The organism is Microcoleus sp. Pol12A5, from assembly GCF_036701435.1.
Classification (GTDB): Bacteria; Cyanobacteriota; Cyanobacteriia; order Cyanobacteriales; family Microcoleaceae; genus Microcoleus.
The window spans coordinates 1-18062 of the sequence record NZ_JAUBQU010000025.1; the positions used below are offsets into that span (position 1 = coordinate 1).

An 18062-nucleotide genomic window follows, 5' to 3' on the forward strand; every position below is an offset into this window, starting at 1 on the left:
TTTACTTGCGATGCTTGCAAATTAACAGCGTAACTGCCATTATCTGTATCATCCCAACTTCCCCCAGGCGGAGTCAGCGAATAAGTAGCGATGCGAGGTGTGCCGTTACTGTTAGTATCGACGCTGAAAAATGCAGCGGGAATTGTACCGCCTGACCAGTTTACTACTAGGTCAGAACTATCTAAACTGGTAATATCAACTCCATTATTGTCGCTGAAAGTAACATTAAAAGTCTGCGTTGTACCGCCTGCTGTCGTAATATCAGCAATAGGAGTAATGGTAACAGTCGGGACAATTCCATCTATTGCTATTGCTTTAGAAGCGCCCAAAGAATTCACTAGACCCGGAGTTGGCAAGCTTAAAATAGCATCACCATTGGCAGCATTCTTAAGAGTACCCCCACTCAGAGATAAAGCAGTTGTCGAAACATAGTCTAAGTCAGGATTGCTATCGCCTGCTGCGACTGTATACCGAAATATTAAAGTGTTGCTACCGCTGCCTGAGAGGTAATTCGCAACAGGAGTTACACCTGCTAAACTAAGTTTCGGCGTACCCGTGACGTTAACTATTTGAGAGAATTGAACGGTGATATCAATGGATGTATCAATACCGTAAGTCCCGTCAGGCGTGGTGGCGCTGACACTGGTAACAGTGGGAACGGGATTAATTGCAATATCGGCAGTTTCAGTATCGCTACTGAAAACACTGGAAGTAGTGTTATTTGTTCTGTCTGTAGTGTAATCGGCTACACCGCCGTTAGTACCAGTAATTTGATCCCACGCGGCAAAGGCGATGGCGTTGGTGAGAGTGCCGTTATAACTTGTATTTGGAACAAATCGGAGGCTGGTGTTGGCATTACTAGCTAATAGTAAGGCGTTGGTGGCCGAAACGGCTGGGGCGTTATTCCAGGTAGTGCCGTCGGTGGTGTATTGCCAAGTGCCGTTAGTCGTGTCGAGGTTGGTGATGGCAATACCTTGTAAGGCGCTGACATTGGGATCGGCGATTTTTTTACCGCCGAGGTTGGCGATGATGGTGCTAATTAATGTACCTGTGCTGGCGCTGTCGTTTTGGTTTTGGGCGTTGAGAGTGGGGTTGCCGGAATTATCGAGGGTGGGGGAGTCGTTGACTAAAACGCTGACGGTGGTGGGTGTGGAGGCGGTGCCGTCGGTGGCGGTGTATTGAAAGGTGTCTATACCGTTGAATTCGGCGTTGGGGGTGTAGTAGATGTTGCGTCCTTTGTCAAGGGCGATCGCTCTGACATTATTACTGGCGTTGGGGTTAAAGGTGGCATCGGCGACACCTGTGGTGGGGTCTAATTTGGCGATATAGTTGCGGGTACTGCCACCGATGGTAGTGAAATTGCCGCCCACTATGGGGTTACCGCTGCTGTCTAGGGCGATCTCTAAGACCAAATTATCCGCATTGGGGTTAAAGGTGAGATCGGCGACACCAGTTGTGGGGTTTAATTTGGCGATATAGTTGCGGGTACTGCCACCGATGGTGCTGAAAAAGCCTCCCACTATGGGGTTGCCACTGCTGTCTAGGGCGATCGCAAAGACAGTATTATCCGCATTCGGGTTGAAGGTGGCATCGGCGACACCTGTGGTGGGGTCTAATTTGGCGATATAGTTGCCAGTACTGCCACCGATAGTGGTGAAAGCGCCGCCGACTATGGGGTTGCCGCTGCTGTCTAGGGCGATCGCTCTGACATCAAGATTCGCATTCGGGTTGAAGGTAGCATCGGCAACACCTGTGCTGGGGTCTAATTTGGCAATACGGCTGCGGGGACTGCCACCGATGGTGGTGAATTGGCCGCCGACTATGGGGTTGCCGCTGCTGTCTAGGGCGATCGCATAGACATCAAAAATCGCATTGGGGTTAAAGGTGGCATCGGCGACACCTGTTGTGGGGTCTAATTTGGCGATATAGTTGCGGGTACTGCCACCGATGGTAGTGAAATCGCCGCCGACTATGGGGCTGCCACTGCTGTCTAGGGCGATCGCGAACACATTACCATTCGCATTGGGGTTAAAAGTGCTATCCAGACTCCCATCGCTATTCAACCGGGCAATGCGGTTGCGAGCTGTGCCGTTAACAGTGCTGAAAGCGCCACCCGCATAAATCCAGTCGTTGATGGTGGCGGTACCATTAGTAGGCGCAGTGGTGATGCTTTGCACTGAAACGCGACTGCTGCCCGTGTCGTTGGCGAGGGTGTCTATGCTAATTTGGGGCGAGTTGACGGAGATAGTTTTGTTGTCGGGGTTAGCGGTCGCTGCTAGGGTGTGGCTGTAGGCTAAAGCCTTAAGGGGGGTTGCTTTGATCGAGCCGATTTGTACTTCTAGTTCCCAATCTCCGCCTAGTTTGGCATTGCCGGTAAGGTTGGCAGAGGCGGCGATGTCAGCACCAGTTAATTCACTCAGGCGTTGGAGGAATTGGTTAGGTTTTGTCGGCTTAACACCAGTCGGTTTAACACCAGTCCCGTCGGGAGTTAAAACCCCCGTCCGATCGCGAAAGTCCTCGATCGAGGACTGAATAAATGAATTGTCTTGATTGTCTTGGGTCGGTTTCAACCGACTTAAGCTATGAGACAGGGGTTTTAACCCCTGGCGGATGTGGTGAATGTGGGGAATGTCGGGGCTGTCAATTTTCACCGATACATCGGCGGCGACATTACACCCATAAATGAGAATATCGGCACCGGGAATTAATGCTTTGCGCCACTGTTTGAGTTGAGGCTCGAAACTTTCTATATTGCTGCTGTTGAGTGTATTTGCACCGAGATGTACCGCACCTGGACTGCCGTGAGAGATAATATGTATTGCTTCTATATTTTGTTCAATTGCTAGCCTTTCGGTAATTTGCTCAATGCCATCCCGCGTTTCATCTAGAATAATTACTTCAGCATTTGGAGAAACGTCGCTAGTTAAACTCTGGTAATCTTCAACATTTGGGTCAATAAAAACTATAGTTGAAACCAATTTGTGCTGTATCATTATTCAATATCTTACTTTTCAAAGTTTATATTTATCAGTCAAATAGCACTTATGCACTTACTAGAATATGATTGTGAGTCATGCCTAAATTCATTACGATTGCTTCGCTTCGCTTGCAATGACTTTGTTAGTATTTATGCACTTACTACTATGTCATTAGGAGGCACAAAGCAATTTTGTGTCATTGGGAAGAAGGAAGCAATCGCCAGGTGTGGGGATTGCTCCGCTTCCCTCAAAATGACATTACCAAGGACTCCCAATCATCGTAAAGCCCGACCAATAATAAGGATGGGAGAGATTTTCATTACCCAGTTTAGCTAATTCTGGCGGCAATTCTAAATCCTTATTTGAGTTTGACAAAATTAAACGACCATTTTCAATGCGAACTTGACCTTTGATCATAGCAATTTGAGCCTGTCGCAAAGCTTCAGCTTTAATCGGCGCAACTTTCAAGTGATGGTAAAATTCAGCCATTAACCCTAAAGTACCTTCATCGCTGACAGACCAAAGACTCGCCAAAACCGACTTCACCCCCGCTTGCACAGCTAACCCCGCAAAACCTAATTCGGTGTCGTCATCACCCACAGCAGTTTTACAAGCGCTCAACACCAATAGCTCAACTTTAGGTGGTTGATTCCACCCTAGTTCGCGCACGCGATCGAGTGTTAGCCTGCTATCTGATAACTGAATGTAAGAATTACTCGGTGATCCTGACTTAAAATATCCGTGAGTAGCGAGGTGAATAATCCGAAAGGCTTGGGCGGTGCGTTGCGACCTCAGATTATTGAGAGTAAAGGTTTGGTTGAGGAAAGATTCGCCTTTCCATTCGGAGGCAATAGCATTAAGTTCAGCAGGCACTGCTAGCAAGGGTTCGTTATTGGTAAATTGTGAGGCTCCCATTGCTAAAACTTCAGCATTTTTAACACTTTCATAGCTAGTATCGGTTAAGTTGACGCTGGGAATGAGTCCGATGCTGTACTTTTCTACTAGAAATTGAGAACCGTCATGGAGGGCGGCTAAGGGGAGCGATCGCAACCCCGCATCCATACTAAAAACTAGGGTGTCGATGCCCTCAGCTTTCAAATCAGCTTCCAAGGGAGCAATTATCCACTGGTAAAGTTGTTGGGATGCTGGCAAATAGCTCTGAGTATTGATTTTGCTGGGACTAAGGAGTTCCAATCTGAAATTGGCGACGACTTGCATCAGAGTTTCGCGCCGGGCGGCGGGGATGCTTTTGTGAATTGGGATGCCTGTAGGGGGAACGATGATCAGGTCTAATTGTTCAGGGCGAGCTAAGGTGTAGATAATGGCTGGTTTTTTACCAGTTTGGCTAGCGATCGCTCTAATTCTTTGCTGTATGGCCGTAAAAGATTGCAAATCCCGCCTGATTTGCTGGTTAATGTATGATCCAACTTGTTCACTGTAGAAGATATCGATAAAGAAACTGGCTTGTGGGATATCACCTCTATCGATCAGTCGTGTGATATCGCTAAGGCTAACTCTACTTAGAGGCGATGCCGTTTGGACAACTTCGCTTACCCAATCGGATCTGTAGTTAAAAAGAGATTCAATTCTATTAATGCTATTCAGGTTGCCAGATTGGGCGATCGCATTGGTAATTGAAATATCCGGTAAGGGGAAGGTGGCATCAAGAGACGGAGATAAAGTTGGTGTCGGAGTAGGTAATGGCATCGGGGCTAGCCTTTCAGGCGCAATGGAGGGCACAACTAATATCGGAGACGGTATTGCTTGTGGAATTGGCGCAGGTGATGGCGTTGGTTCTGGTATTAAAAATGGCGCAAGTGATGGCGTTGGTTCTGGTATTAAAAATGGCGCAGGTGATGGCGTTGGTTCTGGTATTAAAGATGGCGCGGGTGATGGCGTTGGTTCTGATATTAAAGATGGCGCGGGTGATGGCGTTGGTTCTGGTATTAAAGATGGCGCGGGTGATGGCGTTGGTTCTGGTATTAAAGATGGCGCAGGTGATGGGGATGCCGTTGGTTGTGGGGTTGGAGATGCCGTTGGTTGTGGGGTTGGAGATGCCGTTGGTTGTGGGGTTGGAGATGGTGTTGGTTCCGGCGTTGGAGATGGGGTCGGTTCCGGCGTTGGAGATGGTGTTGGTTCCGGCGTTGGAGATGGTGTTGGTTCCGGCGTTGGAGATGGTGTCGGTTCCGGCGTTGGAGATGGTGTTGGTTCCGGCGTTGGAGATGGTGTTGGTTCCGGTGTAGGCGATGGTGTCGGTTCCGGCGTTGGAGATGGTGCAGAAGTAACGATCGCAATATTGCCCTGAGTGTAACTGCTGGGCGGCACCGCCACCGCAAACAGTGGCGAAATTGTCTCGGAACCTGATGTAATGGCTCCCGCCGTCCCATTCGTTGTCGCATCGCCGACAATAAAAGGTGTAGTAGTGCCCCCTGCGTGTCGGATCGCGATCGCGCCGCCACTTGTGCCATTAGCGCTGGAAATGCTCGCATTTACATTGTTACTATCTGTAAAAGTGCCGCTGACTGTCAGAAGATTGCCAGCCGTGAGGTCAATACTGCCGCCAGTAGACTGAAGAGTGCCTGTAACGGCGATATCGCTGGCAGCTTTGAGAGTAATATTACCGCCAGAAGTTGCGATCGCATCCAGGCCAATGTCCCCTCCCGACTCCAAAATCACAGGCCCGCCTGCTGTCGAAATCGCTCCCACTCCGATGCTATTGCCCGAAGCAACACCCTGTGAAGCAAAAAATGTCTCCCCTGCGGTGACATTCGGCGGCAGATTCGCAGGATTCGCCAGAGTCGAAACGCCCGATCGCAAAATTAAAGCTGCACTACCTGAAAGCACTGCCCCATCTGGATCGGCGGAACCTGACAAAGTAGTATCTGGCCCAGTGATAGTAATATCTCCCGCCGCGATCGCGCCTTTTGCTTCTACCTTAAGTGAGGTTCCAGTATAATCCCCAAATCTCACATCTCCCTCGGAGCTAATAATCGGGTCGTACAAACTCAAAAAACTGCCACCGTTGCCAGACAATGTGAGAATACTTACATTACCTCCCGCAGCGAAGTGAGCATCACCCGAAACATTGCCATTGCTCAATAATGTGATATCCCCTGCGGATTGGAATGCAGGGTTAGGGTAATTTAGCGCGAAGATATCAATATTTTGATTACCTTGTATAGTAAGATTGCCACCCGCGATCGCCCTGAAAGGATAACTGCCATCCCTCACCCGCACCGTATCTCCTGCCAACAGATACAAGTTGTTCTCAGTAAATAGCTGGCTTTCTACCAAAGTGAGGTTACGTGCTGCCGAGAGTGTAGCATTCTGACTATTAACAGTAGAACTAGCGATCGCCACATCCCCGCTTTCCACCCTCAAACCCGCAGTCAAAACCACTTCTCCTGCACCGTTAACGGAAATACCAGTAGCAGAGTTCCTACCTGCGCCCGCAAGCAATTGCGGAATAGACAAAGGCAGAGATAATTGCCCATTCTCTGCCAACAATCCCCCGTCAACAGCTCCTATTTCTAAACTTAATAAATGCCCTTCTTGACTAATCCGAACAGCATTCTCACCGGGAACAGCAGCGACAATAATATTACCTTGGGGAGCATTGAGGGAACCAGTGTTGACAACTGTGCCGCCAATTAAACTTATACTTTGTTCCGGCAAAACACCTAAATTACCTGCATTGAGGATACTTCCCGGTTGGCTGAGATTAAAGTAAAAAGTGTTCGGAGTCCCTATCAGCGAACTGTAATCGTTCGCTCCAGCCCCATTAAACAAACCAGAATCAAAACCGATGTTAGTAGCAGTAGTAGCCGTAAAAGCCGCCGGAAGATTCAAGCTAGCATTAGAACCAAAGATAATGCCCGAAGGATTTATTAAAAACAGGTTGGAATTGCCGCCACTAACTTGAATTAAACCATTAATAATAGAAGGATTCCCGCCTACTACCCGACCCAGAATGTTCCGAATAGCGGGATTAGAGATAAAATTAGCAATCTGTCCTTCGGTAAGTCCAAACTCTTGAAAACTGTGGAAAAGATTCGCTCCATCTCTCGAAGTTTGACCGCCTGTAATATTCAAGCGCTCGCCGTTGTCAGGCGTGACAGTAGTGCCAGTGCCATCGGGTGCGGGAACAATGGGTTGTCCTTGTCCCACTGCTGTACTCAAAATAGTGGCTGCGATCGCTAGCATTGCAGCACCCTGTATAGAAAAGAAGGCTAGTTTCATTAGCTTTGAGCTGGCAGAGCACGTATCTGACAATTATAACTTTAAGGTATTACCTGCTCAGTGCGGTCAACTGCGGCGCAGACTTAGCGATTAAGAACGTCGTCACCATCAGGGCGGTTGCTATACCTGAAACCCACATTCTGCACGCTCAACTGTCACAATCGGTTTTTACTTATTTTTAGCCAGCAATAAAGCTATAATTTATAGCTTTATACCGTACATTGACTGATAAAAAACATTTTAAAGCCATAATTTATTATTTTAAAAATAGAGTTTTCTGCGTAATTTAGCTATGTGATACCCCAGGCTGCGTAATGTGGGCTGAAAATGACAGAAAAAGTGCGATCGACTGTTGAGGCACTCTACAAATTAGGCGATCGCGATCGGGGCAACTACAAAGTATTTGCAGGCTGTTAACCTAAAAACTAAACATTTGTTAACAAACCTTTTTTTTGCCTTTCTAACGCGCTATTCTCTACACAAAGCTGGTGCATTTTGACTGCGCGTTAATTTTTACCATAAAAATCAATATGCTCTCTATAGCAGGCGTTGCCGCCCAGACACTTCTCTATGAAAGTGCCAACTCTCTGGTTTACCGGGCCATTCGGGAAGCAGATAACCAACCAATCATCCTCAAACTACTCAAAGAAAGCTACCCCACACCTCAAGAATTAGTGCGCTATCGCACCGAATACCGCATCACCCAAGAGCTAAAAGAGCCAGGAGTCGTGCAGGTTTATGACTTGCAAAAATACCAAAACAGCCTCGTGATGTTTGTGGAGGACTTTGGCGGCGAATCCTTGAAAGTTTGGATGCAGCAACGAAAATTTACTCTGGAGGAATTTTTGCTCCTTGCGATCGCCACCACGGAAGCATTAGGGCAAATTCACAGCGCAAACATCATCCACAAAGATATTAACCCCTCGAATATTGTTTACAACCCGGAAACGGAACAATTAAAAATTATTGACTTTGGCATTTCCACTCAGCTAACCAGAGAAACACCGATACTGAAAAACCCCAACGTTATTGAAGGAACTCTCGCTTACATTTCGCCGGAACAAACTGGCAGGATGAATCGCACTCTAGATTACCGTACTGACTTTTACTCGCTTGGCGCCACCTTCTACGAATTGCTGACAGGAAAACTGCCTTTTGATACAGAAGACGCTTTAGAGCTAGTTCACTGTCACATTGCTAGACAGCCAGTTCCTCCGCACGAAATCGAGCCAGTAATCCCCCTAATTGTCTCGCAAATTGTCAATAAATTGATGGCAAAGAATGCGGAAAACCGCTATCAAACGGCATTGGGAATCAAGCAGGATTTAGAAACTTGTCTTTTTCAATTACAAGCAACAGGTAATATTGAGACGTTTGCCTTGGGAACGCGGGATATTATAGACCGTTTCCTGATTCCCGAAAAGTTATACGGCCGGAAAACTGAAGTTTCTAATCTATTAGCAGCCTTTGAGCGAGTCAGTACAGGTAGCGCCGAAATGATGCTGGTGGCTGGCTTTTCTGGAATTGGTAAAACCGCCGTCGTGAACGAAGTTCACAAGCCGATCGCCCGACAGCGTGGCTATTTTATTAAAGGCAAATACAACCAATTTCAACGCAATATTCCTTTCAGTGCATTTGTGCAAGCATTTCGGGAATTGATGGGACAGTTATTATCAGAAAGTGACGCTCAGTTACACAGATGGAAAACCCTGATTCTCACCGCAGTAGGCGAGAGCGGGCAAGTCTTAATTGACGTAATTCCTGAATTAGAACACATCATTGGCGCTCAAAGTCCTGCACTAGAGTTGTCGGGGAGTGCCGCCCAAAATCGCTTCAATCTGCTGATGCAGAAATTTGTGCAAGTATTTACCCAAGCAGAACATCCCTTAGTGATGTTTCTGGACGATTTGCAGTGGGCAGATTCAGCATCTTTGAAGTTATTACAGCTATTGATGGAAGATACGGGGCATCTGTTAGTATTGGGTGCTTATCGGGATAATGAGGTATCACAGGCTCATCCGTTTATGTTGACTGTGGATGAGATTGTGAAGTCTGGGGCAGTGGTGAATACTATTACCTTGCAACCGTTGAGTTTAGCAGATCTCAATCAGTTGGTAGCAGATACGCTGATTTGCGATTTATCTTTTGCTCAACCTTTGACAGAATTGGTTTATCAAAAAACCCAAGGTAATCCCTTTTTCTCGACTCAATTCCTCAAGGCGTTGCATGAAGATGGTCAAATTATTTTTGACTGGAATGTACGGCATTGGCAGTGCGATATTGCCCAAGCTAGACTTACCCATGCCTCGGATGTGGTGGAGTTTATGGCGGCGCAATTGCAGAAGTTGCCTGCCAAAACTCAGGATGTACTAAAATTGGCGGCTTGTATTGGGGCACAGTTCGATTTAGAAACATTGGCAGTAGTCAGCCAAGAATTACCAGAACAAACGGCATCAGCACTGTGGAAACCATTGCAAGAAGGACTCCTTTTAGTAATTTCAGAACGCTATAACTTTATTCAAGCAGATACTCAATCCCCGAATCTGTCTGTTACTAATCCCACTTATAATTTCCTGCACGATCGCGTCCAGCAAGCAGCTTATTCCCTAATACCCGACAACAAAAAACAAGCCACTCACCTCAAAATTGGACAGTTACTCCTACAAAAATATTCGGACATAGAAAGAGAGGAAAAACTATTGGATATTGTGGGGCATTTAAATCAAGGAATTGAGTTAATCAATGAATTAAGCGAACGAGAAGCCTTAGCCAAACTAAACTTAGAAGCGGGAGGTAAGGCAAGAAGTTCTACCGCCTACGCAGCCGCAATGGCCTATCTGCAAACAGGGATTGAGCTACTGAGGGCCAACTGCTGGCAAACTCAGTATGAGTTGACCCTGAATCTCTATATTGCGGCTGCCGAAGCCGCCTATTTGAATGCTGACCTTGAAGGCATGGAACAGATGGCAGCACAGGTATTGCAGAATGCTCAGACGATTTTAGACAAAGTTAAAATTTACGAAATTTCAATCGTCGCCCAGACAGCGCAGAGCAAGATGTTGGAGACGATCGCAGTAGCAAGAGATGCACTCTTGCAATTGGGGGTTGAACTCCCCACCGAACCTGACGAAGCCTTGATTGGCAAAGCGCTACAGAGCCTTGCCCACCAACTACGTGGCCGACAAATAGAAGAACTGGTTGACCTGCCTGTAATGACAAATCCACAGACTCAGGCAGCTATGCAACTGTTAGGAAGGTTGCTTACACCCATTTTCCAGGCAATGCCCGGTTTGCTGCCCCTACTGAGCTCTACGATGGTGAGTTTATCGCTCCAATTTGGGAATGCACCCGCATCGACGGTGGGGTATGCGATTCACGGCATGGTATTGTGTGGCTTTTTGGGAGATGTAGAAACGGGCTATGGCTTTGGTAAATTGGCACTCTCATTGCTAGATCGCTTCAAGGTGCCCGAATTCAAGTCCATAATTCTACTTATGTTTGGAACCTGTATTCAGCCTCGCCAAGAATCTATATTGGCAACGATACCGACGAGCAAAGATGGCTATACGGCTGGCATGGAAACTGGCGACTTTCTATACGCTGGCTATAACATAACTGGTTACTTTTATGCCCATTTCTTCGCTGGGGTAGAACTAGACACTTGGGAAACAGAAATAGTAAGTTACAGCGCTGCCTTGGCTCAGGTGAAGCAATATTCTGCCCAGGGTTTGTTGGATATGACGCAGCAGATGGTGTGGAACTTGAGGGAAGCCCGTATTCTTTCGGATTGCTTAATCGGCGAAGCCTACGATGAAGCGGTGATGATTCCTAAGCACCATCAGAACAATGACCTGACAGCGATCGCCATGGCTTACATCAAAAAACTGCTGCTTGCTTACTCCTGGGGTAATTACACGGCTGCCTTAAACCATATTTGCCAAGTCAAGCCGTATTTGATGGCATTATCGGGATTGATTCATGTTCCCATTTTTCATCTCTATGCAGCTCTGACGCACTTGGCACTCTTCTCCACACAGCTAGAAACCGAGCAAGCTGAAATTCTAGACTTAGTGGAAATCCATCAAACTACTCTGCAACAGTGGGCGCAAAATGCTCCCATGAATTATCTGCATAAATGGTATTTAGTTGAGGCAGAAAAACATCGCGTTTTGGGCAATAAAGCTGAGGCGATTGAAATGTACGATCGCGCCATTGCTGGAGCCAAAGAAAATCAATTTCTCAACGAAGAAGCCCTTGCTAACGAACTCGCCGCCAAATTCTACGGGGAATGGGGCAAAGAAAAAATTGCTCAAACATACATGATTGAGGCATATTATTGCTATGTTCAATGGGGAGCCACTGCTAAGGTAACTGATTTAGAAACGCGATATCCCCAGTTACTGGCGCCAATCCAACCGGGAAGAAAAACAACTAAAACTACAGCATCCGTGACCACCACTGGTTCTGGTTCTAACTTAGATATCACCACAGTAATGAAAGCTTCTCAGGCGATTTCCGGGGAAATTATGCTAGATAAGCTAATGTCTAGCTTGATGGAAATTTTGATGGAAAGTGCAGGCGCGCAAAGAGGATATCTAATTTTATTAAGCAGGGGAAAACTGTTCATTGAAGCTGTTAGCGAAGCGTCGCACGATAGTGCGATAGGCACAATAAATTCCCAACAAGTCACCGTGTTGCAGTCAATCTCAGTTGATAATAGTCAAAAGCTTTCCTCCGCAATTGTTAATTATGTTGCCCGCACTCAAGAAAGCGTGGTACTAGATGATGCTGTCCAAGAGGGACAATTTACCAACGACCCCTACATCCAAAAGCATCAGCCCAAATCAATTTTATGTGTGCCACTGATTAATCAATCTCAAGTCGTCAGTATTGTTTACCTAGAAAACAATCTGACAGCCGGAGCTTTTACACCAGAAAGAGTGGAACTATTAAAAGTGTTATCGGGACAAGCAGCTATCTCGATTCAAAATTCTAAACTCTATACAGAAGTACGCGAAAGTGAGAACAGACTGACTCAATTTTTAGAAGCAATTCCAGTGGGTGTGACAGTGCTGGATGCTTCTGGCAAACCTTACTATATTAATCGCGCTGCTATTCAATTATTGGGTAAAGGAGTTATTCCTGAAGTCACCAGCGAGCAAATACCAGAGGTTTATCAAGTCTATCAAGCGGGAACAGAGCAGGAATATCCCTCTGCACAATTGCCGACTACGCGGGCGTTGAGTGGCGAAAGTGCCACTGTAGATGATATGGAAATTCACCAAGGTGACAAGATTATTCCGATCGAGGCTTGGGCTACTCCCATCTATGATGAAAATGACAATATTTCTTATGCAATTGTAGCTTTTCAAGATATCACGGAGCGCAAAAAAGCCGAAACTGAGCGAATAAGATTTACCAATGAACTGTTCCAACTAAACAAAGCTTACGAGCGCTTCGTCCCCAATCAATTTCTTCACTTTCTAGAAAAATCAAGCATCATTGATGTGGAATTGGGTGACCAAGTGCAGTTAGAAATGTCGGTGTTGTTTTCCGACATTCGCGACTTCACTACGCTTTCGGAAACTATGACGCCGGAGGATAATTTCAAATTTATCAATTCTTATCTTTCTCGCATGGAACCTGTCATTAATGAAAATAACGGGTTTATTGATAAATATATTGGCGATGCGATTATGGCACTGTTTAGCGGGGAAGCTGATAATGCGGTGAAAGCGGGAATTGCTATGATCGATCGCCTCGTTGAATATAATCACCACCGCGCTAATTCTGGCTATGGCCCCATTCAGATTGGGATTGGAATTAATACTGGAACTTTGATGCTGGGAACGGTGGGAGGTCAAAATCGCATGGAGGGCACAGTAATTTCCGATGCGGTGAATTTAGCTTCTCGCGTGGAGGGATTGACCAAAAATTATGGGGTGTCGCTGTTAATCACCCAGTCAACTTACTCGCGTTTAGAAAATCTATCCCAGTACGCAATCCGCACCCTCGATACGGTAAAAGTCAAGGGAAAATCTGAAGCGGTGACGGTTTATGAGGTGTTTGATTGCGATCCGCCAGAAATTAAAGAGGGCAAGTTAGCTACGCTGCAATTGTTTGCCGAAGCTTTGGAAATGTACTCGGAAGGGAAGTTAGCTAAAGCGGCGGGGCTGTTTGCCGAGTGTTGGCATCAGAATCCGGGCGATGCCGTCGCTAAAATTTACTGGCAGCGCTGTCAGTCTACTTTAAGAAATCGCACAAAAATCAAAGACAGGTCACACGATTTAGATTAATCATAAAAGTCCAAAGCTCGATCCCTACCTTGTTGGAGGGGGACCTCATTTTCATTTGACGGGGTGACAACCCCGTCAACATCGGGTCGCTAGAATCTATGTTACATTCCTGCGATAGTTGAAGATATTCTCCTCGCAGGTATTCTAGTGCGTCATTAACTACCTCATCCTTTTTAGCTTCATCTCCTGGAATTTGGACATAAGCTTCATCAAGAACAGATTTAATTATTTGAAAGCAATTCATAGTAGATAGCTAATTGACACCAACCAAGTCTTAAATCACGATTCAGGATTGGGTTGGTTAACACATAAAAACTTATGTAGGTTACAAAAAGTAATTATCCTTGTCTTGTGAAAATGCTAAAATTAGCTTTACATAATTAATGGTAAAGCTGGGCAGTGCTTGTGTCAACAACTGTATATTTATAAATTTCAGGAAAAAGTAATCAGCGAGCAGATTTATGTATACTCAACTTTCATTGTGGGAAGAACCCAAAGCAGAAAGCCAGAAGCATGGTCAGCAATTATCTCTGCCTGATGCCGAAATAATCATGTACCGCGACTTCTTCAATAACAATGAGAGCAAGGAGATATTTGCGGAATTGTACGGCACTATTAATTGGAAGCAAGAGGTGGCTCTGCTTTTTGGCAAGCAAGTCGCTATACCGCGACTTAGCGCATGGTACGGAGATGCAGGTAAATCTTACACTTACTCCAAAATAAAAATGGAGCCTAATTTATGGACACCTACACTCATAACAATCAAATCTAAGATAGAAGCAATAGCAGGTACATTGTTTAACAGCGTTTTGCTTAATCTATATCGCGACGGCAAAGATAGTGTAGCTTGGCACAGTGATGATGAATCAGAACTTGGTGAAAACCCAGCGATCGCTTCTGTAAGTTTTGGGGCTACTCGTCGTTTTATGCTCAGGCACAAATACCAAAAAGAAACGAAGTTAGAAATTCAATTAACTCCCGGAAGCTTCCTGCTGATGCAAGGAGTAACCCAGCATTTTTGGCAACACCAAATCCCGAAAGCACCCAAAGTCACTGAACCAAGAATCAACCTTACTTTCAGGAAAGTAAACTAAAGGAATTAATGGTAGTTTGTAATTTGCCTATGCGTTTATCGGCTGTTACTTGCGGTTTTAATAAAAAAAGATGGTTACTTTTGTTAATACTAAAAGTAGCGATTTTCGCACAGCAATAACAGTACCCCCGAATTAGCAATCGCACGGGAGTGCCGCTGCTACGGCTGAATTTGGGTCAAACGGCTAGTTTGTTGCCGCTGCGAGGGTTTTTGGCGGGTAAGCAGAAAGGCTCAGAGTGGTGTGAAGCGCGATCGCACTTATTTTCTCTCAAAGTTTCATTCTTCCGGTTTACCCCTTTTGCCTGTTAATGTGTAGTGCATCGCCTTAAATTTTACCCCATCTTTACTCCCTAAATCTTTCAATTTTCCTAACTAACTCGAAGCCAAATTGCCTCACACTATTGACATAACTTTGGTCACAGGTTTATTAATAATTCGTCAAGAGCTAGGTCGGAAGGAACACAAAGCTCGACAAAAATAATTATCTCTGAAGATAGAAGAAACCAAAATTCAACAGCGCTAATCTATAAAAATATGAGGAATAAAAAACTACTTAAAAATTTATTATTCTAATAATAAATTTTTAAGTAGGTATTAAGATTAAAAAAAGGAAATTTATGGTGTTGAGTATTATTGTTCACGGTGGAGCAAAAACCATCTCAGAAGACAAGGTTGCAGCCAACAATGCAGGCTGTACCGCAGCCGCAGAAGCTGGTTGGGCCGTGCTCACAAGCGGGGGTACCGCAGCAGAAGCAGTTGAGGCAGCTATCCGGGTTCTGGAAGCTGACCAGACATTTAACGCAGGCTTTGGATCGGTTCTCAACAGTAAGGGAGAGGTAGAGCTAGACGCAGCGATGATGGAAGGCGGTTCATTAGCTTGGGGAGCCCTCGCAAATGTTCAAGGCGTGTGCCATCCCATCTCTGTGGCACGAAAGATTATGGATAAAAAACCCATGTTCTTAGTAGCGGATCATGCAGAAAATTTTGCTGCAGAAATTGGAGCCGAGATGTGTACAAAAGAAGACTTAATCGCCGATGAGCAACAGGAAGAGTGGGAGGAGGAAAAAGAAGTTATTGACCGCCCTAATACCGTTGGTTGTGTAGCTTTGGATAGTAGTGGCACCTTAGTTGCCGGTACCTCAACAGGCGGCACTATGAATAAGCCCGCCGGTCGCGTCGGCGACAGCGCCATTATCGGCTCAGGCTTGTTTGCTGACAGTCAACAGGGCGGTTGCTCGACCACAGGGGATGGCGAGTCGATTATACCAGTAGTTCTGGCTAAGACGGCGATCGACAGTCTAGCGTCCGGCAAGCACCCAGAGGAAGCAGCGCAGATGGCTATTGAGACTCTGGCATCAAAGGTAGCAGGAGAAGCTGGGTGCATCCTCATAGACCCTCAAGGGCGGGTTGGCTGGGCGCATAACTCAACCGACATGGCTTGTGCTTATAGAACCTCAGAAATGGACAAGGTGGCTGTGTTCACTAAGAAAAAATAACTCGTCCATCGTTGAAATTATTGAGGTTGCATTCTCTCTAGTTGGAGAGAGTTAAAATTCCGCAACTAATATCTTGTTTCCTAGGTATTAAGTAGCTTGACATCAATAAACACTCTTTCAATTAGTAGGGCGGGCAATGCCCACCCTACGTTTAATTATGTCGAGCTACTTACTTGGGGGGAAAACAGTTGAATTCAAACTCGACTTGGATGTTTCTATGAACTCAACATACGACTTTCATTACTTTCAGGGTAATTCTCTTTCCGATTTGTTTGCTCCAGACATCACAGATGCACGTTATGGGTTCATCCTAAATTACCCTGCAACTGCCAGTTGGGCTGCTTATCCCAACAGAAAAAAATACTTTATTCAAGACGGCAGCAGTGAAGCCACAAAAACTTCTTTCGACAAGATTGGTCAGAAGGAACCTTGGAAAAATCTGGCTGTGTTAGGCGATGCCATCCCAGGAATTGTGATTAATCAGCCGCCGAACTCGCTGATTGACTATTGGCGGGAGCATTTGGGCTTCAGCAACAGCAGTATGGAGATGATAGACTGCTCAACTTATCTCGAAGATCTCAGCGTAAGCGATCGCTTTGACAAACTCCTCACTCTATTTCCCTTCGACAATCTCAAACCAGAAAAACACGCCGTTCATCCCGACATCCACTACCACTTACTCAGCAAAGCAACGCTAGCAGAATTAGGGGTGCAATGTCCGAAATACCAAAGCTACAATCTGCACGAAGTCAATCTCGAAAGCATTCAGTTACCAGAGCAATTTCCCTACTTGATTAAAACATCCCACGGACTTTCTGGAGAAGGCACTTATATTATCAAAAGCGCCAGCGATCTGAACTACTGCTTGCAGGAAGTGAGGAAATATCTCGATATTAAGTTGCTGGATACGATTATTGTCTCGGAATTCGTCAAGAATGAAGTGCAGAACTATTGCGTGCAGTTCTATGTAAGCAAAACGGGAAATATCACGCTTATCGGCACTACCAGCCAACTTGTCACCCCAGAGGGCAGCTATTTAGGGGGACTAATTCACTACCGCGAAACCGACATGAGTAGGTTTTTTGAGATGATTGCCGCTATTGGTAAATATGCTCACCAACAGGGTTATTTCGGCGTTATTGGCTTCGACGTGCTGGAAGACTCTGAGGGACAGTTGTATGCTATTGATGCCAATTTCCGAGTTAATGGCTCGACTCCGCTTTGCTTACAGCGCCATACCTTACTGGGGCGGGGAAAGGAGGTGGCTAAATATTCCAGTGACTGCCGAATGGACGGGACTTTGGAATCCATTCTTGTCACCCTGAAACCAGAACTCGATCGCAAGGACTTGATAATCCTGTCGGCTTTAGAGAAGGTTAAATACGGGAAAATCTACACGGAAATTTACGGGATAGTTGCGGCTGAGGATATCGAGGAAATGCAGCACATTGAGCAGAACTTGCACAGTAAGGGATTCCAGAAATTTGGTTGATATCTACTCTACCCCTTGCAGCCGTTATGGGGTTTTCCCGGTCATTTGGCGCGCACCACCAACACCGAACAAGGAGCTTCAGCGACAACCTCCGCACTCACCGAACCCTCTAAAATCCGCTTTAAACCAGTCAAACCCCGACAGCCGATCGCAATTAAATCCGCTTTATAAATATTAGCCAAACGCAAAATTTCCTCTGCTGGATCCCCGGACACAATTTCTAAATCGCTCTGGCAAGGCAACTTTTCCTGATAAGATTGCAGTAACTTCTCCACCTCTCGGTAAGCAATCTCAACTCCCTGAGCGTGAGGTCGATCGACAACCGCGTCAAAATCCGACGTACCAGAACTCACAACATGAACTAGAATCACCTTTGCCGTCGGTTCTAGCTGAAATTGCCCTACAACTTGCAAAACCCGTTCTGCAAGCTCTGAATTGTCGATCGCTACCAAAACAGTATTCAATACC

At 45.9% G+C, this 18062-nt stretch carries 7 protein-coding genes; 4 read left to right on the forward strand and 3 right to left on the reverse strand.

Going from position 1 to position 18062, the window contains the following annotated elements; all coding sequences use genetic code 11:
- Together QUA45_RS09350 and QUA45_RS09355 are read right to left on the reverse strand one after the other, a co-directional pair.
- A partial coding sequence (locus QUA45_RS09350; protein WP_333220412.1) for a DUF4347 domain-containing protein occupies positions 1 to 2993 on the reverse strand: 2993 nt, incomplete at its 3' end.
- Between the two features lie 243 nt (positions 2994 to 3236).
- Positions 3237 to 7181 (reverse strand): CHAT domain-containing protein, encoded by a 3945-nt coding sequence (locus tag QUA45_RS09355; protein WP_333220447.1) that lies wholly within the window; start codon positions 7179 to 7181, stop codon positions 3237 to 3239.
- 566 nt (positions 7182 to 7747) lie between these two features.
- On the opposite strand from QUA45_RS09355, the gene QUA45_RS09360 reads away from it, so the two are divergent.
- From QUA45_RS09360 to QUA45_RS09375, 4 genes are all read left to right on the forward strand, one after another.
- Positions 7748 to 13513 carry an AAA family ATPase gene (locus QUA45_RS09360; protein ID WP_333220414.1) on the forward strand — a complete coding sequence of 1922 codons (5766 nt, stop codon included), beginning with the start codon at positions 7748 to 7750 and terminating at the stop codon, positions 13511 to 13513.
- 461 nt (positions 13514 to 13974) lie between these two features.
- The gene (locus QUA45_RS09365) at positions 13975 to 14607 is read left to right on the forward strand and encodes an alpha-ketoglutarate-dependent dioxygenase AlkB (RefSeq protein ID WP_333220416.1); all 633 of its coding nucleotides are present in this window, start codon (positions 13975 to 13977) and stop codon (positions 14605 to 14607) included.
- Between the two features lie 616 nt (positions 14608 to 15223).
- Positions 15224 to 16102: an isoaspartyl peptidase/L-asparaginase family protein gene (locus tag QUA45_RS09370; protein WP_333220418.1), complete on the forward strand. Its 879-nt coding sequence runs from the start codon at positions 15224 to 15226 to the stop codon at positions 16100 to 16102.
- A 217-nt stretch (positions 16103 to 16319) separates the two neighbouring features.
- Positions 16320 to 17594 (forward strand): carbamoylphosphate synthase large subunit, encoded by a 1275-nt coding sequence (locus QUA45_RS09375; RefSeq protein ID WP_333220419.1) that lies wholly within the window; start codon positions 16320 to 16322, stop codon positions 17592 to 17594.
- Positions 17595 to 17635: 41 nt separating this feature from the next.
- On the opposite strand, the gene QUA45_RS09380 is transcribed toward QUA45_RS09375, so the two are convergent.
- A partial coding sequence (locus QUA45_RS09380) for a universal stress protein (protein WP_333220421.1) occupies positions 17636 to 18062 on the reverse strand: 427 nt, incomplete at its 5' end.